21 protein-coding genes and 2 tRNA genes are annotated in these 25,704 nt (G+C 58.7%); 22 read left to right on the forward strand and 1 reads right to left on the reverse strand.

What is annotated here, in order from left to right; all coding sequences use genetic code 11:
• The first annotated feature begins 11 nt into the window (after positions 1-11).
• The 7 genes from dnaK (at position 12) to CKW30_RS06340 (ending at position 9,816) form a co-directional block, all read left to right on the forward strand.
• Entirely contained in the window at positions 12-1,928 is a 1,917-nt protein-coding gene (gene dnaK / locus CKW30_RS06310) for a molecular chaperone DnaK (protein WP_042608859.1), read from the forward strand.
• 297 nt (positions 1,929-2,225) lie between these two features.
• Positions 2,226-3,350, forward strand: coding sequence for a molecular chaperone DnaJ (gene dnaJ, locus CKW30_RS06315; RefSeq protein WP_016771767.1), 1,125 nt, complete (start codon positions 2,226-2,228; stop codon positions 3,348-3,350).
• 9 nt (positions 3,351-3,359) lie between these two features.
• A complete protein-coding gene (gene dapB, locus CKW30_RS06320; RefSeq protein ID WP_041477928.1) occupies positions 3,360-4,163 on the forward strand; it encodes a 4-hydroxy-tetrahydrodipicolinate reductase in 804 nt (267 codons plus the stop codon).
• 258 nt (positions 4,164-4,421) lie between these two features.
• Entirely contained in the window at positions 4,422-5,558 is a 1,137-nt protein-coding gene (carA, locus tag CKW30_RS06325) for a glutamine-hydrolyzing carbamoyl-phosphate synthase small subunit (protein ID WP_016771765.1), read from the forward strand.
• 124 nt (positions 5,559-5,682) lie between these two features.
• The gene (gene carB / locus CKW30_RS06330) at positions 5,683-8,904 is read left to right on the forward strand and encodes a carbamoyl-phosphate synthase large subunit (RefSeq protein ID WP_016771764.1); all 3,222 of its coding nucleotides are present in this window, start codon (positions 5,683-5,685) and stop codon (positions 8,902-8,904) included.
• Between the two features lie 2 nt (positions 8,905-8,906).
• On the forward strand, positions 8,907-9,383 hold the full coding sequence (gene greA / locus CKW30_RS06335; protein ID WP_038861135.1) for a transcription elongation factor GreA: 477 nt from the start codon (positions 8,907-8,909) through the stop codon (positions 9,381-9,383).
• Positions 9,384-9,411: 28 nt separating this feature from the next.
• Positions 9,412-9,816 (forward strand): MFS transporter, encoded by a 405-nt coding sequence (locus CKW30_RS06340; protein WP_095180349.1) that lies wholly within the window; start codon positions 9,412-9,414, stop codon positions 9,814-9,816.
• Between the two features lie 9 nt (positions 9,817-9,825).
• On the opposite strand, the gene CKW30_RS06345 is transcribed toward CKW30_RS06340, so the two are convergent.
• Complete coding sequence (locus CKW30_RS06345) at positions 9,826-10,134, reverse strand: YhbY family RNA-binding protein (RefSeq protein WP_003221534.1); 309 nt, start codon at positions 10,132-10,134, stop codon at positions 9,826-9,828.
• 101 nt (positions 10,135-10,235) lie between these two features.
• Between CKW30_RS06345 and rlmE the strand changes: the two genes are divergently transcribed.
• The 15 genes from rlmE to pnp all read left to right on the forward strand — a co-directional run bounded on the left by rlmE (position 10,236) and on the right by pnp (position 25,566).
• Positions 10,236-10,865, forward strand: a complete 630-nt coding sequence (gene rlmE, locus CKW30_RS06350; RefSeq protein ID WP_016771760.1) for a 23S rRNA (uridine(2552)-2'-O)-methyltransferase RlmE — start codon at positions 10,236-10,238, stop codon at positions 10,863-10,865.
• A 202-nt stretch (positions 10,866-11,067) separates the two neighbouring features.
• Positions 11,068-12,975 carry an ATP-dependent zinc metalloprotease FtsH gene (gene ftsH, locus CKW30_RS06355; protein WP_016771759.1) on the forward strand — a complete coding sequence of 636 codons (1,908 nt, stop codon included), beginning with the start codon at positions 11,068-11,070 and terminating at the stop codon, positions 12,973-12,975.
• Between the two features lie 8 nt (positions 12,976-12,983).
• Positions 12,984-13,835 carry a dihydropteroate synthase gene (gene folP / locus CKW30_RS06360; protein WP_095180350.1) on the forward strand — a complete coding sequence of 284 codons (852 nt, stop codon included), beginning with the start codon at positions 12,984-12,986 and terminating at the stop codon, positions 13,833-13,835.
• Positions 13,836-13,851: 16 nt separating this feature from the next.
• Positions 13,852-15,189, forward strand: a complete 1,338-nt coding sequence (gene glmM / locus CKW30_RS06365) for a phosphoglucosamine mutase (RefSeq protein ID WP_041477931.1) — start codon at positions 13,852-13,854, stop codon at positions 15,187-15,189.
• A gap of 65 nt (positions 15,190-15,254) precedes the next feature.
• Positions 15,255-16,010, forward strand: a complete 756-nt coding sequence (tpiA, locus tag CKW30_RS06370) for a triose-phosphate isomerase (protein ID WP_041477932.1) — start codon at positions 15,255-15,257, stop codon at positions 16,008-16,010.
• Between the two features lie 4 nt (positions 16,011-16,014).
• Positions 16,015-16,398: a preprotein translocase subunit SecG gene (gene secG / locus CKW30_RS06375; RefSeq protein WP_016771756.1), complete on the forward strand. Its 384-nt coding sequence runs from the start codon at positions 16,015-16,017 to the stop codon at positions 16,396-16,398.
• Between the two features lie 22 nt (positions 16,399-16,420).
• Positions 16,421-16,506: transfer RNA gene (locus CKW30_RS06380), tRNA-Leu, on the forward strand.
• A 97-nt stretch (positions 16,507-16,603) separates the two neighbouring features.
• Positions 16,604-16,680, forward strand: a tRNA-Met gene (locus tag CKW30_RS06385).
• 139 nt (positions 16,681-16,819) lie between these two features.
• A complete protein-coding gene (gene rimP, locus CKW30_RS06390) occupies positions 16,820-17,278 on the forward strand; it encodes a ribosome maturation factor RimP (RefSeq protein ID WP_007973115.1) in 459 nt (152 codons plus the stop codon).
• 47 nt (positions 17,279-17,325) lie between these two features.
• A complete protein-coding gene (gene nusA, locus CKW30_RS06395; RefSeq protein ID WP_024011569.1) occupies positions 17,326-18,807 on the forward strand; it encodes a transcription termination factor NusA in 1,482 nt (493 codons plus the stop codon).
• Between the two features lie 27 nt (positions 18,808-18,834).
• Complete coding sequence (gene infB / locus CKW30_RS06400) at positions 18,835-21,360, forward strand: translation initiation factor IF-2 (RefSeq protein WP_041477933.1); 2,526 nt, start codon at positions 18,835-18,837, stop codon at positions 21,358-21,360.
• 159 nt (positions 21,361-21,519) lie between these two features.
• On the forward strand, positions 21,520-21,921 hold the full coding sequence (gene rbfA / locus CKW30_RS06405; RefSeq protein ID WP_016771753.1) for a 30S ribosome-binding factor RbfA: 402 nt from the start codon (positions 21,520-21,522) through the stop codon (positions 21,919-21,921).
• 4 nt (positions 21,922-21,925) lie between these two features.
• Complete coding sequence (gene truB, locus CKW30_RS06410; RefSeq protein WP_024011571.1) at positions 21,926-22,843, forward strand: tRNA pseudouridine(55) synthase TruB; 918 nt, start codon at positions 21,926-21,928, stop codon at positions 22,841-22,843.
• A 143-nt stretch (positions 22,844-22,986) separates the two neighbouring features.
• A complete protein-coding gene (gene rpsO / locus CKW30_RS06415) occupies positions 22,987-23,256 on the forward strand; it encodes a 30S ribosomal protein S15 (protein WP_016771751.1) in 270 nt (89 codons plus the stop codon).
• 204 nt (positions 23,257-23,460) lie between these two features.
• Entirely contained in the window at positions 23,461-25,566 is a 2,106-nt protein-coding gene (gene pnp / locus CKW30_RS06420; protein ID WP_024011572.1) for a polyribonucleotide nucleotidyltransferase, read from the forward strand.
• The last annotated feature ends 138 nt before the right edge of the window (positions 25,567-25,704 follow it).

Raw genomic sequence — 25,704 nt, forward strand, 5'->3', positions numbered from 1 at the left:
GGAGAGTGAACATGGGCAAAATTATCGGTATCGACCTGGGGACTACCAACTCCTGCGTCTCCGTGCTTGAAAACGGCAAAGCCAAAGTTATTGAAAACGCTGAAGGCGCGCGTACCACGCCGTCGATCATCGCTTACGCCAACGATGGCGAAATTCTGGTAGGTCAGTCGGCCAAGCGTCAGGCTGTAACCAACCCGCACAACACCCTGTACGCGGTAAAGCGTCTGATCGGTCGTCGTTTTGACGAAGAAGTTGTGCAGAAAGACATCCAGATGGTCCCTTACAAGATCGTCAAGGCTGACAACAACGACGCCTGGGTAGAAGTGAACGGCCAGAAAATGGCACCGCCACAGATCTCGGCTGAAATTCTGAAGAAGATGAAGAAGACCGCCGAAGACTACCTCGGCGAGGCAGTGACCGAAGCGGTGATCACCGTTCCGGCCTACTTCAACGACAGCCAGCGTCAAGCCACCAAAGACGCCGGCCGCATCGCTGGTCTGGACGTAAAACGCATCATCAACGAACCAACCGCAGCCGCTCTGGCTTACGGTATGGACAAGGCCAAGGGCGATCACACCGTGATCGTTTATGACCTAGGTGGCGGTACTTTCGACGTTTCCGTAATCGAAATCGCTGAAGTTGACGGTGAGCACCAGTTCGAAGTGTTGGCCACCAACGGTGACACCTTCCTCGGCGGTGAAGACTTCGACATTCGTCTGATCGACTACCTCGTTGACGAATTCAAGAAAGAAAGCGGCATGAACCTCAAAGGTGACCCGCTGGCCATGCAGCGCCTGAAAGAAGCCGCTGAGAAAGCCAAGATCGAGCTGTCGTCCGCTCAGTCGACCGACGTCAACCTGCCGTACATCACTGCAGATGCGACCGGTCCTAAGCACCTGAACGTGAAAATCTCCCGTGCCAAGCTCGAAGCACTGGTTGAAGACCTGGTTCAGCGCACCATCGAACCTTGCCGCATTGCCATGAAAGACGCCGGTATCGACGTCAGCGCGATCAACGACGTCATTCTGGTCGGTGGTCAGACTCGTATGCCGCTGGTACAGAAGCTGGTTACCGATTTCTTCGGTAAAGAAGCGCGTAAAGACGTCAACCCGGACGAAGCCGTTGCCATGGGTGCTGCGATTCAGGGCGCTGTTCTGGCCGGTGACGTTAAAGACGTGCTGCTGCTCGACGTCAGCCCGCTGACCCTGGGTATCGAAACCATGGGTGGCGTGATGACCGCGCTGATCGAGAAAAACACCACGATTCCTACCAAGAAATCGCAAGTGTTCTCGACTGCCGACGACAACCAGGGTGCTGTGACCATTCACGTTCTGCAGGGCGAGCGCAAGCAAGCTGCACAGAACAAATCGCTGGGCAAGTTCGACCTGGCCGACATTCCACCAGCTCCACGTGGCGTGCCGCAGATCGAAGTGACCTTCGACATCGACGCCAACGGCATCCTGCACGTCGGCGCGAAAGACAAGGCTACCGGCAAGACCCAGTCGATCGTGATCAAGGCCAACTCCGGTCTGTCCGACGAAGAAATCGAGCGCATGGTGCGTGACGCCGAGGCGAATGCCGAGGAAGACCGCAAGTTCGAAGAACTGGCCGCTGCCCGTAACCAGGGTGACGCACTGGTGCACTCGACTCGCAAGATGATCGCTGACGCGGGCGACAAGGTCACCGCCGAAGAGAAGACTGCAATCGAAGCTGCAGTGGTTGCGCTGGAAGCCGCCGTCAAAGGCGACGACAAGGCTGCCATCGAAGCCAAGGTTGAAGAGCTGTCGAAAGTCTCCGCTCCGGTTGCTCAGAAGATGTACGCCGAACAGGCTCAGCCAGCTGATGGCGCGGCCCCGCAAGGCGAATCGGCTGAGAAGGCTGACGACGTTGTCGACGCCGAGTTCGAAGAAGTCAAAGACCACAAGTAAGTTGTTGGTCGCCCGGTTGACTGCCTTGCGGCGGTGACTGGTAGGATGTCGCCGCGCGGGAGCTTGCCTCCCGCGTTGGCGTATCTGGAATACGCGAATTTTTACAGCATGCGACACCGTTCGGATGTTGGCGGTATGGCCGGGAATGCTCCTGCTTTTCGCGCCGCAGATACCGCATCAATCAAGACCAGGATCGTTGAATTGACGTGAGTTGGGTCCGGGCCTTAATGGGGGCTCAACGAGTTTGGCGAGGCTCAGGAGGGGTTTGCCGAACGTCCTTAAGAGTGCAAAGAACTTATGGCAAAGCGTGACTATTACGAAGTATTGGGTGTCGAGCGGGGCACGAGCGAAGCGGACCTGAAGAAGGCCTATCGCCGCCTGGCCATGAAGCACCACCCCGACCGTAATCCCGGCGACAAAGCTTCGGAAGAAGCATTCAAAGAGGCCAACGAGGCCTATGAAGTGTTGTCCGACGCCAGCAAGCGCGCGGCATACGACCAGTATGGTCATGCCGGCGTCGATCCGAGCATGGGTGGCGGCGGTGCCGGTTTCGGTGGCCAGAACTTCTCGGACATCTTCGGCGATGTCTTCAGTGATTTCTTCGGTGGCGGTCGCGGCGGTGCCCGTGGCGGCGCTCAGCGTGGCAGCGATCTGCGCTACACCCTGGAACTGAATCTGGAAGAAGCGGTGCGCGGCACGTCGGTGAATATCCGCGTTCCGACACTGGTCAACTGCAAGCCGTGCGATGGTTCGGGGGCCAAGAAAGGCTCGTCGCCGACGACGTGCCCGACCTGCGGCGGCATCGGCCAGGTGCGCATGCAGCAGGGCTTCTTCTCGGTGCAGCAGACCTGCCCGCGCTGCCATGGCCAGGGCAAGATCATTTCCGATCCGTGCGACTCCTGCCACGGCGACGGTCGTGTCGAAGAGTACAAAACCCTGTCGGTCAAAGTGCCTGCCGGTGTTGATACTGGCGACCGCATTCGTCTGTCCGGCGAAGGCGAGGCGGGTACCCAGGGCGGGCCGACTGGCGACCTGTACGTTGTGATCAATGTGCGCGAACACGACATCTTCCAGCGTGACGGCAAGCATCTGTTCTGCGAAGTGCCGATCAGCTTCGTCGACGCTGCACTGGGCGGCGAGTTGGAGATTCCGACCCTCGACGGTCGCGTCAAACTGAAAATCCCCGAAGGCACGCAGACCGGCAAGCAGTTCCGCGTACGCGGCAAAGGCGTGGCGCCAGTGCGTGGCGGCGGTGCCGGCGACCTGATGTGTCGTGTCGCTGTGGAAACGCCGGTCAACCTCAACCGTCGTCAGCGTGAACTGCTGGAAGAATTCCGCAGCTCCCTGGCCGACGACAACAGCCACTCGCCGAAAACCACCGGTTGGTTCGACGGTGTGAAGCGTTTCTTCGGCGATTTGTAAGGAGTCGGCATGCGACGTATTGCAGTGATGGGCGCCGCCGGGCGCATGGGCAAGACCCTGATTGAAGCGGTGCAGCAGACGCCGGGCGCCGGTCTGACGGCGGCGGTCGATCGTCCCGACAGCACGCTGGTCGGCGCGGATGCCGGTGAGCTGGCAGCGCTGGGCCGTATCGGCGTGCCGCTGTCCGGTGATCTGGATCGTGTGGTTGAAGAGTTCGATGTGTTGATCGACTTCACTCACCCGACCGTGACCCTGAAGAATCTCGCGTTCTGCCGCAAGCACGGCAAAGCGATGATCATCGGCACCACCGGTTTCAGTGTTGAAGAGAAGCAATTGCTGGCCGATGCGGGCAAGGACATTCCGATCGTCTTCGCCGCCAACTTCAGCGTCGGCGTCAACCTGTGCCTGAAGTTGCTCGACACCGCTGCGCGCGTGCTGGGAGACGATGTCGATATCGAGATCATGGAAGCCCATCACCGCCACAAGGTCGATGCTCCCTCCGGTACCGCGGTGCGCATGGGTGAAGTGATTGCCGATGCCCTGGGGCGTGATCTGAAGAAGGTCGCGGTCTACGGTCGCGAAGGCCAGACCGGTGCGCGTGAGCGTGAAACCATTGGTTTCGCCACCGTGCGCGCTGGCGATATCGTCGGTGATCACACCGTGCTGTTCGCTGCCGATGGCGAGCGCGTCGAGATTACCCACAAGGCATCGAGCCGCATGACCTTCGCCAAGGGCGCGGTGCGTGCGGCGCTGTGGCTGGATGGTCGCGAGCCGGGCCTGTACGACATGCAAGACGTGCTCGACCTGCGTTGAGTCGTTGCTGAACCCGGCGCAAACGTCCCGTTTTGCGCCGGTTTTTACCGCTTGGCGACGACCTGTCGCATTCTCCGGCCTTTAAGGCTCTTTAGCGGTGGACCAAAAACGCCCTTTTCTGTAAGCTACAGCTTTAGTGTGTCCACTAAAAGCGCGCAGAATAATTTCAGTGAAGAAGCGGGGTGACGTGTCCATACGTCACTCCGCTTTTTTACAACCTGCGATTGCCCTTTCATGCGTTATTTACGGGAGGTCTTCTTGACTAAGCCAGCCATACTCGCCCTTGCTGATGGCAGCATTTTTCGCGGCGAAGCCATTGGAGCCGACGGTCAGACCGTTGGTGAGGTGGTGTTCAACACCGCAATGACCGGCTATCAGGAAATCCTTACCGATCCTTCCTACGCCCAGCAGATCGTTACCCTGACTTACCCGCACATCGGCAACACCGGCACCACGCCGGAAGACGCCGAGTCCGACCGCGTCTGGTCCGCTGGCCTGGTCATCCGTGACCTGCCGCTGGTAGCGAGCAACTGGCGCAACACGATGTCCCTGTCTGATTACCTGAAAGCCAACAATGTAGTGGCAATCGCCGGTATCGACACCCGTCGCCTGACCCGCATCCTGCGTGAAAAAGGCGCTCAGAACGGCTGCATCATGGCCGGCGACAACATCTCCGAAGAAGCAGCCATCGCCGCTGCGCAAGGCTTCCCGGGCCTGAAGGGCATGGACCTGGCGAAAGTCGTCAGCACCAAGACCCAGTACGAATGGCGCTCGACTGTCTGGGATCTGAAAACCGACAGCCACGCGACCATCGAAGCCTCCGAACTGCCATACCACGTGGTCGCCTACGACTACGGCGTCAAGGTCAACATCCTGCGCATGCTGGTCGAGCGCGGCTGCCGCGTCACCGTGGTGCCAGCGCAGACTCCAGCCGCCGATGTGCTGGCGCTGAAGCCGGACGGCGTGTTCCTGTCCAACGGCCCGGGTGACCCGGAGCCATGCGACTACGCGATCCAGGCGATCAAGGAAGTCCTGGAAACCGAGACGCCGGTATTCGGCATCTGCCTCGGCCACCAACTGCTGGCTCTGGCCTCCGGCGCCAAGACCCTGAAAATGGGCCACGGCCACCACGGTGCCAACCACCCGGTGCAGGATCTGGATACAGGCGTGGTGATGATCACCAGCCAGAACCACGGTTTTGCGGTAGACGAAGCCACCCTGCCAGCCAACGTGCGCGCGATCCACAAATCGCTGTTCGACGGCACCCTGCAAGGCATCGAGCGCACCGACAAGAGCGCGTTCAGCTTCCAGGGTCACCCTGAAGCGAGCCCGGGCCCGAACGATGTTGCGCCACTGTTCGACCGCTTCATCAACGAGATGGCCAAGCGACGCTAAGCGTTCGCCTTGAGACTGTAGAGAGAAGCCCTCGAGGGCGGCCCCGGTTCCGGCGGCCCCTTCGGGACTTCAGAAATCGATCAAGACGGCTTGCCGACTGACCTGCGGATTTGAGTGACAAACCATGCCAAAACGTACAGACATTAAAAGCATCCTGATTCTCGGCGCTGGCCCGATCGTGATCGGCCAGGCCTGCGAATTCGACTACTCCGGCGCCCAGGCCTGCAAGGCCCTGCGCGAAGAGGGTTACCGCGTCATCCTGGTGAACTCCAACCCGGCCACCATCATGACCGACCCGGACATGGCCGACGCCACCTACATCGAACCGATCAAGTGGCAGACCGTGGCCAAGATCATCGAAAAAGAGCGTCCGGACGCCGTGCTGCCAACCATGGGCGGCCAGACCGCCCTGAACTGCGCCCTGGACCTGGAGCGCGAAGGCGTTCTCGAGAAGTTCGGCGTAGAGATGATCGGTGCCAACGCCGACACCATCGACAAGGCTGAAGACCGTTCGCGTTTCGACAAGGCGATGAAATCCATCGGCCTGGCGTGCCCGCGTTCCGGCATCGCCCACAGCATGGAAGAAGCCAACGCGGTCCTCGAAACCCTCGGTTTCCCGTGCATCATCCGTCCGTCCTTCACCATGGGCGGCACCGGTGGCGGTATCGCTTACAACCGTGAAGAGTTCGAAGAAATCTGCGCCCGTGGTCTGGACCTGTCGCCGACCAAAGAGCTGCTGATCGACGAATCGCTGATCGGCTGGAAAGAATATGAAATGGAAGTTGTCCGCGACAAAAAGGACAACTGCATCATCGTCTGCTCGATCGAAAACTTCGACCCGATGGGCGTGCACACCGGCGACTCGATCACCGTAGCTCCAGCCCAGACGCTGACCGACAAGGAATACCAGATCCTGCGTAACGCCTCGCTGGCGGTACTGCGCGAGATCGGCGTCGAGACCGGCGGTTCCAACGTTCAATTCGGTATCTGCCCGAACACTGGCCGTATGGTCGTGATCGAAATGAACCCGCGTGTATCGCGTTCCTCGGCACTGGCTTCGAAAGCCACCGGTTTCCCGATCGCCAAGGTCGCGGCCAAACTGGCTGTGGGTTACACCCTTGATGAGCTGTCGAACGACATCACCGGCGGCAAGACCCCGGCGTCCTTCGAACCGTCGATCGACTACGTCGTCACCAAGCTGCCACGCTTCGCCTTCGAGAAATTCGCCAAGGCTGACGCACGCCTGACCACGCAAATGAAGTCGGTCGGTGAAGTCATGGCCATCGGCCGGACCTTCCAGGAATCCCTGCAGAAAGCCCTGCGCGGTCTGGAAGTCGGCGTTTGCGGTCTGGACGAGAAGCTCGATCTGAGCAACCCGGACAGCATGAGCGTGCTCAAGCGCGAACTGACCGTGCCGGGCGCCGAGCGTATCTGGTACGTGGCTGACGCCTTCCGCGCCGGTCTGTCGGTCGAAGACATCTTCGGCATGAACATGATCGACCCGTGGTTCCTGGTGCAGATCGAAGACCTGATCAAGGACGAAGAGAAGGTCAAGACCCTCGGTCTGTCCTCGATCGACCGCGACCTGATGTTCAAGCTCAAGCGCAAAGGCTTCTCCGATCAGCGTCTGGCGAAACTGCTGGGCGTCACCGAGAAAAACCTGCGTACGCATCGTCAGAAGCTGGAAGTGTTCCCGGTCTACAAGCGCGTTGACACCTGCGCCGCCGAGTTCGCTACCGACACCGCTTACCTGTACTCGACCTACGAGGAAGAGTGCGAGGCCGCTCCGTCGGGTCGCGACAAGATCATGATTCTGGGCGGCGGTCCGAACCGTATCGGCCAGGGCATCGAGTTCGACTACTGCTGCGTTCACGCTGCTCTCGCCCTGCGCGAAGACGGCTACGAAACCATCATGGTCAACTGCAACCCGGAAACCGTATCCACCGACTACGACACTTCCGACCGTCTGTACTTCGAGCCGGTAACCCTGGAAGACGTACTGGAAATCTGCCGCGTCGAGAAGCCGAAAGGCGTGATCGTCCAGTACGGCGGCCAGACTCCGCTGAAACTGGCTCGCGCACTGGAAGCTGCTGGCGTGCCGATCATCGGCACCAGCCCTGACGCCATCGACCGCGCCGAAGACCGTGAGCGCTTCCAGCAAATGGTCGAGCGTCTGAACCTGCGTCAGCCGCCAAACGCCACTGTGCGCAGCGAAGACGAAGCCGTTCGTGCTGCGGCGAAGATCGGTTATCCGCTGGTGGTGCGCCCGTCCTACGTGTTGGGCGGCCGTGCGATGGAAATCGTATACAAGGAAGACGAACTCAAGCGCTATCTGCGTGACGCGGTGCAAGTGTCCAACGACAGCCCGGTGCTGCTCGACCACTTCCTCAACTGCGCCATCGAAATGGACGTGGATGCGGTCTGCGACGGCAAAGATGTAGTGATCGGCGCGATCATGCAGCACATCGAACAGGCGGGCGTTCACTCCGGTGACTCCGCTTGCTCGCTGCCGCCGTACTCGCTGCCGGCACACATCCAGGACGAGATGCGCGAACAGGTCAAGAAAATGGCTCTGGAACTGGGCGTTGTCGGCCTGATGAACGTGCAGTTGGCTTTGCAGGGCGAAGACATCTACGTCATCGAAGTCAACCCGCGCGCCTCGCGTACCGTACCGTTCGTTTCCAAGTGCATCGGTGTTTCCCTGGCCATGATCGCTGCGCGCGTGATGGCCGGTAAGACCCTGAAGGAAATCGGCTTCACCAAGGAAATCATCCCGAACTTCTACAGCGTGAAAGAGGCGGTGTTCCCGTTCGCCAAGTTCCCTGGCGTTGACCCGATCCTCGGCCCAGAGATGAAGTCGACCGGTGAAGTGATGGGCGTCGGCGACACCTTCGGCGAAGCATTCGCCAAAGCGCAGATGGGCGCCAGTGAAGTGCTGCCGACCGGCGGTACTGCGTTCATCAGCGTGCGCGATGACGACAAGCCACTGGTTGCAGGCGTGGCCCGTGATCTGATCAACTTGGGCTTCGAAGTGGTCGCCACTGCCGGCACTGCCAAGCTGATCGAAGCCGCAGGCCTGAAAGTGCGCCGCGTGAACAAGGTGACCGAGGGTCGTCCGCACGTGGTCGACATGATCAAGAATGACGAAGTCACGCTGATCATCAACACCACCGAAGGTCGTCAGTCGATCGCCGATTCGTACTCCATTCGTCGCAACGCCCTGCAGCACAAGATCTACTGCACCACCACTATTGCTGCGGGCGAAGCGATCTGCGAAGCGCTGAAGTTCGGTCCGGAAAAGACCGTGCGCCGCTTGCAGGATCTACACGCAGGATTGAAGGCATGAGCATAACCAAGTACCCAATGACTGTTCAGGGCGCTCGCGCCCTGGAAGAGGAGCATGCTCACCTGACCAAGGTCGTCCGTCCGAAGCTCAGCCAGGACATCGGTACGGCCCGCGAGTTGGGTGACTTGAAGGAAAACGCTGAATACCATGCTGCCCGCGAACAGCAAGGCATGGTCGAAGCGCGTATTCGTGATATCGAAGGCCGGATTCAGAATCAGGTCATCATCGATGTCACGACCATTCCTCACACCGGCAAAGTGATTTTCGGTACCACCGTCGAGATCGCCAACGTCGAGACTGATGAAAGCGTCACTTACCACATCGTGGGTGAGGATGAGGCTGACTTCAAACTCGGCAAGATCTCCGTCGGTTCGCCGCTGGCCCGCGCCTTGATTGGCAAGGAAGAGGGTGACGTTGTCGCCGTCAAAACGCCAAGCGGCGTGATCGAGTACGAGATTGTCGAAGTTCGTCACATCTAAAAGAAGGCGCCCGCTGCATGCGGGCGCCATGCTTTGGCAGCTGACCCAGATGCTTTGGGTCGGTGGCCTATGGTTGATTCATATCGGTTTGCAGCCGGCGCTGGGCCGGATCGGTCTGGCGCCGCTGTTGATCGATGAAGTGGCCAGTGCTTTCGAAGTGCTGGTGGTGGGATTCGCCGCTCTGTGCGTGATCTTTCAGGCTTTGGTGCTGGTACAGGCCGAGGGCCTTGTCAGCTTATGGCGGGATTTTCGCGGGCAGGTGTTGTTGATGGCGTTGTACGCGTGCGCGATGTATGTCGCCGTGCGTGTCGGCTGGCCGGATGCGCAGCGCTGGCAGGTATTCAGTTATCTGGTGCTGGGATTTTCCGGGCTGGTGCTGGTCATGCAGCCGGTGCCGGGATGGGGTGGAAGGGTGCGCGAAGCACACCCTTGACCCTGCGCATCACTTGAAGCGATGAACGTTCGACAGCTGCTTGTTGACGCTGAAGTTCTTGCGGTAGACCAGAGCCATCTTGCCGATGACCTGAACCAGGTCCGCTTTGCCGACCTTGCACAGCTCGGCGATGTGCGCGAGGCGCGACTCGCGATCAAGGATATTGAGCTTGATCTTGATCAGCTCGTGATCGGCCAAGGCGCGTTCAAGTTCGGCTAAAACACCTTCAGTCAAACCGTTGTCCGCCACCGTCAACACTGGTTTGAGGTGGTGGCCGATGGATTTGTACTGTTTCTTCTGCTCTGGAGTGAGCGGCATAATCTGACCCTTTCGTCTGGATTCTGTAAAATGGCGGCCATTTTACCCGAGGGTTCGTGGATCCGCCCAACTAATCACGACCCTAATCATCGAGGTGCCCAATGGCGCGTTCCAAGACAAGCCTTGGTTGGCTGAAAAGACATGTCAACGATCCTTATGTGAAGCAGGCGCAGAAGGATGGCTACCGCTCGCGTGCAAGTTACAAGCTGCTGGAGATCCAGGAAAAATACAAATTGATCCGCCCGGGCATGAGCGTGGTCGACCTTGGCGCCGCGCCAGGTGGCTGGTCGCAGGTGACCAGTCGGCTCATCGGTGGCCAAGGGCGTCTGATCGCTTCGGACATCCTGGAAATGGACAGCATTCCGGACGTGCATTTTATCCAGGGCGACTTCACGGAGGACTCGGTGCTCGCTGAAATCCTGGAGGCCGTGGGTAATTCGCAGGTGGACCTTGTGATTTCCGATATGGCCCCCAATATGAGTGGTACGCCCGAAGTGGATATGCCCAAGGCCATGTTCCTGTGTGAGCTGGCTCTGGACCTGGCGGAACGGATCCTCAAGCCCGGTGGCAACTTTGTCATCAAGATTTTCCAGGGCGAGGGCTTCGACGTTTATCTGAAGGATGCTCGGAAGAAATTCGACAAGATCCAGATGATCAAGCCAGACTCTTCCCGTGGCAGCTCCCGTGAGCAGTACATGCTGGCCTGGGGGTATCGCGGTGGTGATGCGTGAAACGAGGTTTTTCGGCGGAGCGATAGGTTTTTCATATTTCGCTCTGCGGGCATAAGCGAATATTGTGTAGAAAGTGTTTCACAAAGGGTTACAGACGGCGCCTGCCAGAGTTGTAGGTAATGTAGTAAGTTAGGCCGGTGAATATCATGCGAAGCGCGCGCCAGTAGCGGAGCTTGCTTCAGAGGGTAGTTAATTGAACGATATGGCAAAGAATCTGATCCTGTGGTTGATCATCGCGGCAGTCCTGGTGACGGTGATGAACAACTTCTCCAGCCCTAACGAGCCGCAGACCCTCAACTATTCCGACTTCATCCAGCAGGTCAAGGATGGCAAGGTCGAGCGCGTAGCCGTTGACGGCTATGTGATTACCGGCAAGCGCACCGATGGCGACAGCTTCAAGACCATTCGTCCGGCAATTCAGGACAATGGCCTGATCGGCGATCTGGTCGACAATCACGTTGTGGTTGAAGGCAAGCAGCCTGAACAGCAAAGCATCTGGACTCAGCTCCTGGTGGCCAGCTTCCCGATCCTGGTGATCATCGCGGTGTTCATGTTCTTCATGCGCCAGATGCAGGGTGGTGCCGGTGGCAAGGGCGGGCCGATGAGCTTCGGCAAGAGCAAGGCACGCCTGCTCTCCGAAGATCAGGTGAAAACCACTTTGGCTGACGTTGCCGGTTGCGACGAAGCCAAGGAAGAAGTCGGCGAGCTGGTTGAGTTCCTGCGTGATCCGGGCAAATTCCAGCGTCTGGGCGGTCGTATTCCGCGCGGCGTATTGATGGTCGGCCCACCGGGTACCGGTAAAACCTTGCTGGCCAAGGCAATTGCCGGCGAAGCGAAAGTGCCGTTCTTCACCATTTCCGGTTCTGACTTCGTCGAAATGTTCGTCGGTGTCGGCGCGAGCCGCGTCCGCGACATGTTCGAGCAGGCCAAGAAACATGCCCCTTGCATCATCTTCATCGACGAAATCGATGCCGTAGGTCGCCATCGTGGCGCCGGCATGGGTGGCGGTCACGACGAACGTGAGCAGACTCTCAACCAGTTGCTGGTAGAGATGGACGGCTTCGAAATGAATGACGGCATCATCGTGATTGCTGCGACCAACCGTCCGGACGTGCTCGACCCTGCGCTGCTGCGTCCGGGCCGTTTCGACCGTCAGGTGGTGGTTGGCTTGCCAGACATTCGTGGTCGCGAGCAGATTCTCAAAGTCCACATGCGCAAAGTGCCAATGGGCGACGACGTTGCTCCGGCAGTGATCGCACGTGGTACTCCGGGCTTCTCGGGTGCTGACCTGGCAAACCTGGTCAACGAAGCGTCGTTGTTCGCTGCACGTAGCGGCAAACGCATCGTCGAGATGAAAGAGTTCGAGCTGGCGAAAGACAAGATCATGATGGGCGCCGAGCGCAAATCCATGGTCATGTCCGAGAAAGAAAAGCAGAACACTGCTTACCACGAAGCCGGCCACGCCATCGTTGGTCGCGTTGTTCCTGAGCATGATCCGGTCTACAAGGTATCGATCATCCCGCGCGGTCGTGCGCTGGGTGTGACCATGTTTCTGCCGGAAGAAGATCGCTACAGTCTGTCCAAACGTGCGCTCATCAGCCAGATCTGCTCGTTGTATGGTGGCCGTATCGCTGAAGAAATGACCCTGGGCTTCGACGGTGTGACTACCGGGGCCTCGAACGACATCATGCGTGCAAGTCAGATTGCCCGGAACATGGTGACGAAATGGGGTCTGTCGGAAAAACTCGGTCCGCTGATGTACGCCGAAGAAGAAGGTGAAGTGTTCCTCGGTCGCGGCGGTGGTGGTCAGGCTGCCAGCTTCTCCGGTGAGACAGCCAAACTGATCGACTCCGAAGTGCGCAGCATCATTGATCAGTGCTACGGCACCGCCAAGCAGATCCTCACGGATAACCGTGACAAGCTGGATGCCATGGCTGATGCGCTGATGAAGTACGAAACCATCGATGCCGAGCAGATTGACGACATCATGGCCGGCCGCACACCTCGCGAACCTCGCGACTGGTCGGGTGGCACCGGTACGCCTCCGCCTCCTGTAGTGCAGGACGAGCGTCCGGAAAAACCGATTGGCGGTCCGGCTGCTGACGTTTAAGGCTTGAAATGACTTCTGTACAGTCCCTGACCCGGTTGCCTTGCGGCAACCGGGTTCTTGATTTGGCCCAGACGCATGTCATGGGCATTCTCAATGTCACTCCTGATTCCTTTTCCGACGGCGGCCGCTACAGCCAGCTCGATGCGGCGCTGCGCCATGCCGAAGCCATGGTGCTGGCTGGCGCGACGCTGATTGATGTCGGCGGCGAGTCGACCCGGCCGGGTGCGCGAGCGGTCTCTCCTCTGGAGGAACTTGAGCGCGTCACGCCGATTGTCGAGCTGATCAATCGCGAGCTGGATGTCATCATCTCGGTCGATACTTCCACCCCGGCAGTCATGCGCGAAACCGCACGGCTCGGTGCCGGCCTGATCAACGATGTGCGTTCGTTGCGTCGCGATGGTGCGCTGGATGCGGCGGCGGCTACCGGATTGCCGGTCTGCCTCATGCACATGCTCGGCGAACCGGGCGATATGCAGGATAATCCGCAGTATCAGGATGTCACCCGCGAGGTCGGCGAGTTTCTCGCCGAGCGCATGGATCAGTGCGCCCAGGCGGGTATTCCCGCCGAGCGGATCATTCTTGATCCCGGCTTCGGCTTCGCCAAGACCTTGCAGCACAATCTAAGCTTGTTCAAACACATGGAGGCTTTGCATGCGCTGGGACGGCCATTGCTGGTAGGTGTTTCGCGCAAGAGTATGATTGGCCACGCGTTGAACCGTCCCGTGGGCGAGCGCCTGCACGGCGGACTGGCGCTGGCGGCGCTGGCGTCAGTTAAAGGCGCACGTATATTGCGCGTCCACGATGTGGCGGAAACCGTCGATGTTGTGCGAATGATCGCGGCCGTTGAATCAGCCGAATAAGAATGATGGAGCACTTATGAGCAAGAAATATTTTGGTACCGACGGCATTCGCGGTCGTGTTGGTGAATACCCGATCACGCCTGACTTCATGCTCAAGCTCGGCTGGGCGGCTGGTATGGCTTTCCGCAAGATGGGGGCCTGCAAGGTGCTGGTCGGCAAGGACACGCGGATCTCCGGTTATATGTTCGAATCGGCACTCGAGGCCGGGCTGACCTCGGCGGGTGCCGATGTGATGCTGCTCGGCCCGATGCCGACGCCTGCCATCGCTTATCTGTCGCGTACGTTCCAGGCTGAAGCCGGTATCGTGATAAGTGCCTCGCACAACCCGCATGATGACAACGGCATCAAGTTCTTCTCTGGTAAAGGCACCAAGCTGCCGGATGAGTTGGAGTTGATGATCGAAGAGTTGCTTGATACGCCAATGACCGTCGTCGAGTCGAGCAAGATCGGCAAGGTGTCGCGAATCAATGATGCATCGGGTCGCTACATCGAGTTCTGCAAAAGCAGCGTTCCTACTGGCTCCAATTTCGCCGGCCTGAAGATCGTCATCGACTGCGCGCATGGTGCGACTTACAAGGTTGCACCGAGCGTCTTCCGTGAGCTGGGTGCCGAAGTTGTCGTGCTATCTGCCCAGCCGAATGGGTTGAACATCAACGATAACTGCGGTTCCACGCATATGGGCCCATTGCAGGCCGCCGTTCTGGCTGAGCATGCGGACCTGGGTATCGCCTTCGACGGTGATGGTGATCGGGTATTGATGGTCGATCACACCGGCGCCATTGTTGATGGTGACGACCTGCTGTTTATCATTGCCCGCGATCTGCATGAGCGTGGCAAGTTGCAGGGTGGCGTCGTCGGTACGTTGATGAGCAATCTTGGTCTCGAACTGGCCCTTGCGGATCTGTCGATCCCGTTCGTTCGCGCCAATGTCGGTGACCGCTACGTGATTGCCGAACTGCAAGAGCGCAACTGGCTCGTTGGTGGGGAAAACTCCGGGCATGTGGTCTGCTTCAACCACACCACCACGGGCGACGCGATCATCGCGGCTCTGCAGGTGTTGATGGCTCTGAAATCCCGCAACGAAGGCTTGGCACAAACCCGGCAGGCGTTGCGCAAGTGCCCTCAGGTGCTGATCAACGTTCGCTTTGGCGGCGGTGAAAGCCCGCTGGAGCATCCGGCTGTCAAGGAAGCCAGTGCCCGTGTAACTCAGGCGATGGCGGGGCGCGGTCGCGTGCTTCTGCGCAAGTCCGGCACAGAGCCCTTGGTGCGCGTAATGGTCGAAGGCGAGGACGAAAACCAGGTTCGCGGCTATGCCGAAGAGCTGGCAAAACTGGTAACCGAAGTTTCTGCCTGATACGGCTTGCAAGCCATGATTGTGTTGGGTAACATCTGCGCCCACTTTGACCGACGAGGTACAGCATGCGTCGCCCTATGGTAGCTGGTAACTGGAAGATGCACGGTACCCGCGCCAGCGTCGCTGAGCTGATCAACGGCCTTCGTCATCTGGCCTTGCCTAGCGGTGTTGATGTCGCGGTGTTCCCGCCTTGCTTGTATATCAATCAAGTGATTGATGGCTTGAAAGGCAAGTCGATTTCGGTCGGCGCGCAGAATTCTGCGGTGGAAGCCATGCAAGGTGCGTTGACTGGTGAGATTGCTCCCAGCCAACTGGTGGATGCAGGTTGTTCCCTGGTGCTTGTCGGGCACTCCGAACGCCGCCAGATTCTCGGCGAGCGAGACGGGATGCTGAATCGCAAGTTCGCAGCGGCACAGGCATGTGGCTTGATTCCGGTGTTGTGTGTAGGGGAAACCCTCGAGCAGCGCGAAGCCGGAAAAACTCTTGAAGTTGTCGGGCGTCAGCTGGGCAGCATCATCGAGGAGCTGGGTGTCGGTGCCTTTGCCAAGGCAGTGATTGCATACGAGCCGGTCTGGGCCATTGGTACCGGGCTGACTGCAACGCCGCAACAGGCTCAGGATGTGCATAAGGCCATTCGCGAGCAGTTGGCGGCAGAGAATTCTGAAGTCGCACGAGGTGTGCGGCTTCTATACGGCGGCAGCGTGAAGGCGGCCAATGCGGTCGAACTGTTCGGCATGCCGGATATCGATGGGGGGCTCATTGGTGGAGCTTCCCTGAATGCAGATGAGTTCGGTGCGATTTGTCGCGCCGCGGGAAACTGAAAAAATGCTGGAAACAGTCGTAGTCGTTTTTCATCTGCTGGGTGCATTGGGCGTAGTTGCTCTGGTTTTGCTGCAGCAGGGTAAGGGTGCGGACGCTGGCGCGTCTTTCGGAGCAGGTGCTTCAAATACTGTGTTCGGAAGCCAAGGTTCCTCTACCTTTCTTAGTAAGTTTACTGCTATACTTGCCGCCGGTTTCTTCATAACCAGCTTGGGGTTAGGTTACTTTGCTAAAGAGAAAGCTCATCAGCTGACTCAAGCAGGTCTGCCAGATCCAGCAGTGTTGGAAGTACCTAAGCAACAACCGGCTTCTGATGATGTACCGGTGCTTCAAGAGCAAAAGTCGGCTACTCCAGCGACTGACGTGCCTCCAGCTCAAGAGCAGAAGTAAGAAGGGTTTCAAACGTAGTATTGCCGAGGTGGTGGAATTGGTAGACACGCAACCTTGAGGTGGTTGTGCCCATAGGGTGTAGGGGTTCGAGTCCCCTTCTCGGTACCAATTAGTCAGGAGAGCCCGCTGTTGCGGGCTTTCTTGCAGGTGGAAGGTTACATTGACCCTAAAAGGGATCGGTCGTATACTTCCGCCCCAGCTTTGTCGCGGGGTGGAGCAGTCTGGTAGCTCGTCGGGCTCATAACCCGAAGGTCGTCGGTTCAAATCCGGCCCCCGCAACCAGTTTAAGGAGCCCCTTTTAAGGGGCTTTTTGTTAGCTGGATACTTTCAACGCCGCTGTTCGACGGCGTTTCAAGGATGGGCGTTATGCCCATTTTTTTATTTTGCAAAGCATGCACATATCATGCACTAGGGGGTTCAGGTGTCGAGCAAGCTAGAAGAGTTGCAGGCCTTGCTGGCCCCGGTGGTCGTGGCCCTGGGCTATGAATGCTGGGGTATCGAGTTTTCGGCTCAGGGTCGTCACTCGATGTTGCGCGTTTATATCGATAAAGAGGGTGGCGTGCTGGTGGACGATTGCGCCATTGTCAGCCGTCAGATCAGCGGCGTTCTGGATGTTGAAGATCCGATCTCCGTTGAATACACCCTTGAAGTTTCCTCGCCTGGCATGGAGCGCCCGCTGTTCACTCTTGAGCAGTTTGCCAAATTTGCCGGTGAACAAGTGAAGATCAAGCTGCGCTCGCCTTTCGAAGGTCGACGCAACTTTCAGGGCCTTCTGCGCGGTGTAGAAGAGCAGGACGTCGTGGTGCAGGTAGAAGACCACGAGTTCCTGTTGCCGATCGATATGATCGACAAGGCCAACATTATTCCCAGTTTTGACTGAGACGCGGATCCCGCGGATCCAATGGCTTGCGAAAGGCGAGGCGTACGATGAGCAAAGAAGTACTGCTGGTTGTTGAGTCGGTATCCAATGAAAAGGGTGTACCGGCAAGCGTAATTTTTGAAGCGCTGGAGCTGGCTCTGGCCACTGCTACCAAAAAGCGTTTTGAAGACGAAGTGGACCTGCGTGTGGAAATCAACCGCCACACCGGTTCTTACGAAACCTTCCGTCGCTGGACGGTCGTCGAAGAGAATGATCTCGACGATCCGGCCATCGAGACCTGGCCAAGCAAGGTTGCCGAAACGCATCCTGGTGCCAAGGTCGGTGACGTCGTCGAAGAGAAAATCGAATCCATCGAGTTCGGCCGCATCGCTGCACAGACTGCCAAGCAGGTCATCGTGCAGAAAGTTCGCGAAGCCGAGCGCGCTCAAGTGGTTGACGCCTATCGCGAGCGCCTGGGAGAAATCATCTCTGGCACCGTGAAAAAAGTTACCCGCGACAACGTGATCGTCGATCTGGGCAACAATGCTGAAGCATTGCTGGCCCGTGAAGACATCATTTCTCGCGAAACCTTCCGTGTCGGCGTGCGTCTGCGTGCGCTGCTCAAGGAAATCCGCACCGAGAACCGCGGCCCGCAGCTGATCCTGTCGCGTACCGCGCCGGAAATGCTGATCGAGCTGTTCCGTATCGAAGTGCCGGAAATCGCCGAAGGCCTCATCGAGGTCATGGCCGCCTCCCGTGATCCGGGTTCGCGTGCCAAGATCGCTGTCCGCTCCAAGGACAAGCGCATCGACCCGCAAGGTGCCTGCATCGGTATGCGCGGTTCGCGCGTCCAGGCGGTATCGGGTGAGTTGGGCGGTGAGCGTGTTGATATCGTGCTGTGGGACGACAACCCGGCCCAGTTCGTTATCAACGCCATGTCCCCGGCCGAGGTTGCGGCAATTATCGTTGACGAAGATGCCCATGCCATGGACATCGCCGTTGGCGCAGACAATCTGGCTCAGGCCATCGGTCGCGGTGGTCAGAACGTGCGTCTGGCGAGCCAGTTGACTGGCTGGACCCTGAACGTGATGACCGAATCGGACATCCAGGCTAAGCAGCAAGCAGAAACCGGCGACATCCTGCGCAACTTCATCGACGAGCTGGAAGTCGACGAAGAACTGGCTCAGGTGCTGGTAGATGAAGGCTTCACCAGCCTGGAAGAGATTGCCTACGTACCGGTGGAGGAAATGCTCAACATCGACGGCTTTGACGAGGACATCGTCAACGAGCTTCGTGCTCGCGCCAAGGATCGCTTGTTGACCAAAGCCATCGCTACTGAGGAAAAGCTGGCAGACGCCCATCCGGCCGAAGACCTGCTCTCGCTTGAGGGTATGGACAAGGATTTGGCGATGGAACTGGCGGTGCGCGGCGTAATTACCCGCGAAGACCTGGCCGAGCAGTCTATTGACGACCTGCTCGACATCGACGGCATTGACGATGATCGTGCCGGCAAGTTGATCATGGCCGCCCGAGCCCACTGGTTCGAGTAATTAGGCGCGGCCTGAGGAGAGAAGTGCATGACGCAAGTCACGGTGAAACAACTGGCCGATGAGGTCAAAACACCGGTAGAGCGCCTGTTGCAGCAGATGCGTGAGGCAGGTCTGCCGCACACCGCCGCCGACGAAAATGTGACTGACAGTGAGAAGCAATCCCTGCTGACTCACTTGAAGAGCAGTCACAAGGCGAAAGTGGAAGAACCACGCAAGATCACGCTGCAGCGTAAAACCACCAGCACCCTGCGTGTGGCTGGTAGCAAGAGCATCAGCGTTGAAGTTCGCAAGAAGAAAGTTTTCGTACAGCGCAGCCCGGAAGAAATCGAAGCCGAGCGCAAGCGTGAACTGGATGAGCGTCGCGCAGTAGAAAATGCTGCCCGTCAGAAGGCTGAAGAAGAAGCCAAGCAGCGCGCCGAAGAAGAAGCGCGTCGCCAGCCTGCTGCTGCGCAAACCGCTGCCAGCGACGCCGTTGCGGCACCGGCTGCTGCCGAACCTGTTCGCGAAAGCGCACCGGTGGCTGCTGCTCCTGCTCCATCGGCTGACGTTCGCAACAAGCAGAACGAACAGCGCCGTCCGGACAAGCCACGTGCCGACGATAACAATCGTCGCAGCGGTGGCGGTGATGGCGAGCGCAAAAACGCTCCGCATCGCGCATCGGTCAAAGAAAAAGCCCCGGCACCACGTGTGGCGCCACGCACTACCGACGAAGAAAGCGATGGCTTCCGTCGTGGTGGTCGCGGCAAGGCCAAGCTGAAGAAGCGCAACGCCCACGGTTTCCAGAGCCCGACCGGCCCTGTCGTGCGTGATGTGCAGATCGGCGAGACCATCACGGTTGGCGATCTGGCCAATCAGATGTCGGTCAAAGCGGCTGAAATCATCAAGTTCATGTTCAAACTGGGTACCCCAGCGACCATCAACCAGGTGCTTGATCAGGAAACTGCTCAACTGGTAGCCGAAGAACTGGGCCACAAAGTGACCCTGGTCAGCGACACCGCTCTGGAAGATTCCCTGGCCGAGTCCCTGAAGTTTGAGGGTGAGTCGTTCTCCCGTGCACCAGTCGTGACCGTAATGGGCCACGTTGACCACGGTAAGACTTCCCTGCTCGACTACATCCGTCGTGCCAAGGTAGCTGCTGGCGAAGCCGGCGGTATCACCCAGCACATCGGTGCATACCACGTTGAGACTGATCGCGGCATGGTCACTTTCCTCGACACCCCGGGTCACGCTGCGTTTACCGCAATGCGTGCCCGTGGTGCCAAGGCGACTGACATCGTGATCCTCGTGGTTGCAGCGGACGACGGCGTGATGCCGCAAACCATCGAAGCGGTTCAGCATGCTCAGGCAGCTGGCGTGCCGCTGGTGGTCGCAGTGAACAAGATCGACAAGCCGGGCGCCGATCTCGATCGCATCCGCAGCGAACTGTCGGTTCACGGCGTGACTTCCGAAGACTGGGGTGGCGACACACCATTCGTTCCGGTTTCGGCGAAGATGGGTACTGGCGTGGACGAGCTGCTTGAAGCCGTTCTGCTGCAGGCCGAAGTTCTCGAACTGAAAGCTACTCCATCGGCTCCTGGCCGTGGTGTCGTGGTTGAATCGCGTCTCGACAAGGGTCGTGGCCCGGTGGCAACCGTGCTGGTTCAGGACGGTACGCTGCGTCAAGGCGACATGGTTCTGGTCGGTTCGAACTACGGCCGTGTACGTGCCATGCTCGACGAGAACGGCAAGCCGATCAAGGAAGCCGGTCCATCCATCCCTGTCGAGATCCTCGGCCTGGACGGTACCCCGGACGCTGGCGACGAGATGAGCGTGGTTGCCGACGAGAAGAAAGCCCGTGAAGTGGCTCTGTTCCGTCAAGGCAAGTTCCGCGAAGTCAAACTGGCTCGCGCTCACGCCGGCAAGCTGGAAAACATCTTCGAAAACATGGGTCAGGCCGAGAAGAAGACGCTCAACATCGTCCTCAAATCCGACGTCCGTGGTTCGCTGGAAGCGTTGAACGGTGCCTTGAATGGCCTGGGCAACGACGAAGTACAAGTGCGCGTCGTGGGTGGCGGTGTCGGTGGTATCACCGAATCCGACGCCAACCTGGCACTGGCTTCCAACGCTGTACTGTTCGGCTTCAACGTGCGTGCCGATGCCGGCGCTCGCAAGATCGTCGAGCAGGAAGGTCTGGATATGCGTTACTACAACGTGATCTACGACATCATCGAAGACGTCAAGAAAGCCCTGACCGGCATGCTCGGCAGCGACGTTCGCGAGAACATCCTGGGTGTCGCCGAAGTGCGTGACGTGTTCCGTTCGCCGAAGTTTGGCGCGATCGCCGGTTGCATGGTGATCGAAGGTGTTGTGCACCGTAACCGTCCGATCCGTGTACTGCGTGAAGACATCGTTATCTTCGAAGGCGAGCTGGAATCCCTGCGCCGCTTCAAGGATGACGCTTCCGAAGTACGTGCCGGCATGGAATGCGGTATCGGCGTGAAGAGCTACAACGACGTCAAAGTCGGCGACAAGATCGAAGTCTTCGAGAAGGTTCAGGTTGCTCGCAGCCTCTGACTCGCGCACTTCAAGGGCCACGATGGGCCGTAGCATGCAAATGCACGGCACAGCGTCCGGACTCTAAACGCAACGCCCGGTCTGGCTTTTGTCAGGCCGGGCGTTTGCCGCTTTCAGACCTTGCGGGTTTCACCGCTGGGCAGTAACAGGTAACAAATCATGGCAAAAGAATACAGCCGTACCCAACGTATCGGCGATCAGATGCAGCGCGAGCTGGCGCAACTGATCCGTCGCGAAGTCAAAGACCCGCGCGTCGGCCTGGTCACCATCACCGCTGTGGAAGTGTCCCGTGACGTCGGTCACGCGAAGATTTTCATTACCGTGATGGGTCAGGACAACGCTGAAGACATCGCGCAAAGCATCAAGGTGCTCAATGCCGCCGCAGGCTTCCTGCGCATGCAATTGGCCCGCGAAATGAAGCTGCGCAGCGTGCCGCAACTGCACTTCCACTACGACGAATCCGTCGTGCGTGGCGCGCACCTGTCGGCGCTGATTGAGCGCGCCGTCGCTGAAGACAATCAGCACGTTGCCGCTCCAGCACCTGAAGACACCAAGGAGTAATTCGGTGGCTCAGGTCAAACGTATCCGTCGTAACGTCAGCGGCATCATTCTGCTCGACAAGCCGTTGGGGTTCACCTCCAACGCTGCCTTGCAGAAAGTGCGCTGGCTGCTCAATGCCGAGAAGGCCGGACACACCGGCAGCCTTGACCCGTTGGCCACCGGCGTGTTGCCGCTGTGCTTCGGCGAGGCGACCAAGTTCTCGCAATACCTGCTCGATTCCGACAAGGGCTACGAGACCCTGGCGCAACTGGGCAAGACCACCACCACGGCCGATGCCGAAGGTGAGGTTTTGCAGGAGCGTCCGGTGACCGTTGGTCGCGCCGATGTCGAAGCGGTTCTGCCGAAATTTCGTGGGCAAATCAGTCAGATACCGCCGATGTACTCGGCACTCAAGCGTGATGGCCAGCCGCTGTACAAACTGGCACGTGCAGGCGAAGTAGTGGAGCGCGAACCGCGTTCTGTTACTATTGCGCGCTTGGAATTGCTGGCCTTCGAAGGCGATACTGCGCGGCTTGCGGTGGACTGCAGCAAGGGCACCTATATTCGGACCCTGGTGGAGGATATCGGTGAGCAACTCGGTTGTGGTGCGTACGTCGCAGAATTGCGTCGGACCCAGGCCGGGCCTTTCACCTTGGCGCAGACTGTTACCCTCGAAGAGCTGGAGGCGGTACATGCCGAAGGCGGCAATGAAGCGGTCGATCGCTTCCTGATGCCATCGGACAGCGGCCTGCAGGATTGGCCGTTGCTGCACTTTTCCGAAGCGAGCGCGTTCTACTGGCTCAACGGCCAGCCAGTACGTGCCCCGGATGCGCCGAAGTTCGGCATGGTGCGGGTACAGGATCACAATGGTCGCTTCATCGGTATCGGTGAAGTGAGCGAAGACGGGCGCATCGCGCCGCGTCGCTTGATTCGGTCAGAATGACCGGAACCGGTCTGCGTTAAGCGGGCCGGCGAGTGTGGCTGTTAACAGGCATGGTCACTACTCATTTATAGATACAGGGATTTGTCCCTGGCCTGTTGAAGCTGTTTCCCTGAAACAGTTTCCTGATAAGGAAGGATTGCCTCATGGCTCTCGACGTTCAAGAAAAAGCTCAAATCGTTGCTGACTACCAGCAAGCTGTTGGTGACACTGGTTCGCCAGAAGTGCAGGTTGCACTGCTGACCGCCAACATCAACAAACTGCAAGGTCACTTCAAGGCCAACGGTAAAGATCACCACTCCCGTCGTGGTCTGATCCGCATGGTTAACCAGCGTCGCAAGCTGCTGGACTACCTGAAAGGCAAGGACGTAAGCCGGTACGCCGCGCTGATCGCTCGCCTGGGTCTGCGTCGCTAATCAGCGATTGCGCTATGAGGTTGGTGGTCTGTCGGGCGTCAGCGGTTTTCCGCTGGCGCCTTGCAGGCTCCCAGCCTCAAGTTTTATCTGCAGCATGGCTTTACCTGTAGCACCCGGACAATTGCCATCGGGCCGATTCCCGAGATTGCCCAAGAATTCGCAAGAAACCGTTTCCCCCAAGAGCCACAAAGAAGGTAGGACACCGTGAACCCGGTAATCAAAAAATTCCAGTTCGGTCAATCGACCGTTACCCTCGAGACAGGCCGTATCGCCCGTCAGGCCTCCGGCGCAGTATTGGTCACCGTTGACGACGACGTCAGCGTGTTGGTGACTGTTGTCGGTGCAAAGCAAGCCGATCCGGGCAAGGGTTTCTTCCCTCTGTCCGTGCACTACCAGGAAAAGACTTACGCTGCCGGTAAGATCCCTGGCGGTTTCTTCAAGCGTGAAGGCCGTCCTTCCGAGAAAGAAACCCTGACTTCCCGACTGATCGACCGTCCGATCCGTCCACTGTTCCCAGAAGGCTTCATGAACGAAGTGCAGGTTGTCTGCACCGTCGTTTCCACCAGCAAGAAGACCGATCCGGACATCGCTGCGATGATCGGTACCTCGGCTGCCCTGGCCATTTCCGGCATTCCGTTCGACGGCCCGATCGGCGCCGCTCGCGTGGCTTTCCACGAAAGCACCGGCTACCTGCTGAACCCGACTTACGAGCAGCAGGCCGCTTCGAGCCTGGACATGGTCGTTGCCGGTACTTCCGACGCCGTGCTGATGGTTGAATCGGAAGCCAAAGAGCTGACCGAAGACCAGATGCTGGGCGCGGTACTGTTCGCTCACGACGAATTCCAGGTTGTGATCAACGCTGTTAAAGAACTGGCTGCCGAAGCTGCCAAGCCAACCTGGAACTGGGCTCCTGCGCCAGAAGCCACCGAACTGCTGGGCGCTATCCGTGCCGAGTTCGGCGAAGCGATCTCCCAGGCTTACACCATCACCATCAAGGCCGACCGTTACGCTCGCCTGGGTGAGCTGAAGGACCAAGTGGTCGCCAAGCTGTCCGGTGAGGAAGGCCAGCCAAGCGCTGCTGAAGTCAAAGCAGCCTTCGGCGAAATCGAATACCGCACCGTTCGCGAAAACATCGTTAACGGCAAGCCACGTATCGACGGTCGCGACACCAAGACTGTACGTCCGCTGAACATCGAAGTCGGCGTTCTGCCGAAGACTCACGGTTCGGCTCTGTTCACCCGTGGCGAGACCCAGGCACTGGTTGTTGCAACACTGGGCACCGCCCGTGACGCGCAACTGCTGGACACCCTGGAAGGTGAAAAGAAAGACCCGTTCATGCTTCACTACAATTTCCCGCCGTTCTCGGTAGGCGAGTGTGGTCGCATGGGTGGCGCCGGTCGTCGCGAAATCGGTCACGGCCGTCTGGCCCGTCGTTCGGTTTCGGCCATGCTGCCAGCCGCTGACGTGTTCCCGTACACCATCCGCGTGGTATCGGAAATCACCGAATCCAACGGTTCGAGCTCGATGGCTTCCGTGTGCGGTGCTTCCCTGGCACTGATGGACGCTGGTGTACCGATGAAGGCACCGGTAGCCGGTATCGCCATGGGTCTGGTTAAAGAAGGCGAGAAGTTCGCCGTCCTGACCGACATCCTCGGCGACGAAGATCACCTGGGCGACATGGACTTCAAGGTAGCCGGTACCGCCAAAGGCGTTACTGCGCTGCAGATGGACATCAAGATCAAGGGCATCACCGAAGAGATCATGGAAATCGCTCTGGGCCAGGCCCTTGAAGCGCGCCTGAACATCCTCGGCCAGATGAACCAGATCATTGGCCAGTCGCGTACCGAACTGTCGGCCAACGCTCCGACCATGATCGCGATGAAGATCGACACCGACAAGATCCGTGACGTTATCGGTAAAGGTGGCGCGACCATCCGTGCGATCTGCGAAGAAACCAAGGCTTCGATCGACATCGAAGACGACGGTTCGATCAAGATCTTCGGCGAAACCAAGGATGCCGCAGAAGCAGCGCGTCAGCGCGTTCTGAGCATCACGGCAGAAGCCGAGATCGGCAAGATCTACGTCGGCAAGGTTGAGCGCATCGTCGACTTCGGCGCATTCGTCAACATCCTGCCGGGCAAGGACGGTCTGGTGCACATCTCGATGCTGAGCGACGCTCGCGTTGAGAAAGTCACCGACATCCTGAAGGAAGGCCAGGAAGTGGAAGTGCTGGTACTGGACGTGGACAACCGCGGCCGTATCAAGCTGTCCATCAAAGACGTGGCAGCTGCCAAGGCTTCGGGCGTTTAATCACCCCAACGCTTTAGCGCAATAAAGATGCCCCCGCCGTGCAAACGGCGGGGGCATTTTTTTATCTGAAATAAAGAAATTGTGGCGAGGGGATTTATCCCCTCGCCACAAATGTGGTTCTCAAAAGAAAACCATCAG

Source organism: Pseudomonas sp. Irchel 3F6 (assembly GCF_900187595.1).
In the GTDB taxonomy this organism is placed as follows: Bacteria; Pseudomonadota; Gammaproteobacteria; order Pseudomonadales; family Pseudomonadaceae; genus Aquipseudomonas; species Aquipseudomonas siliginis.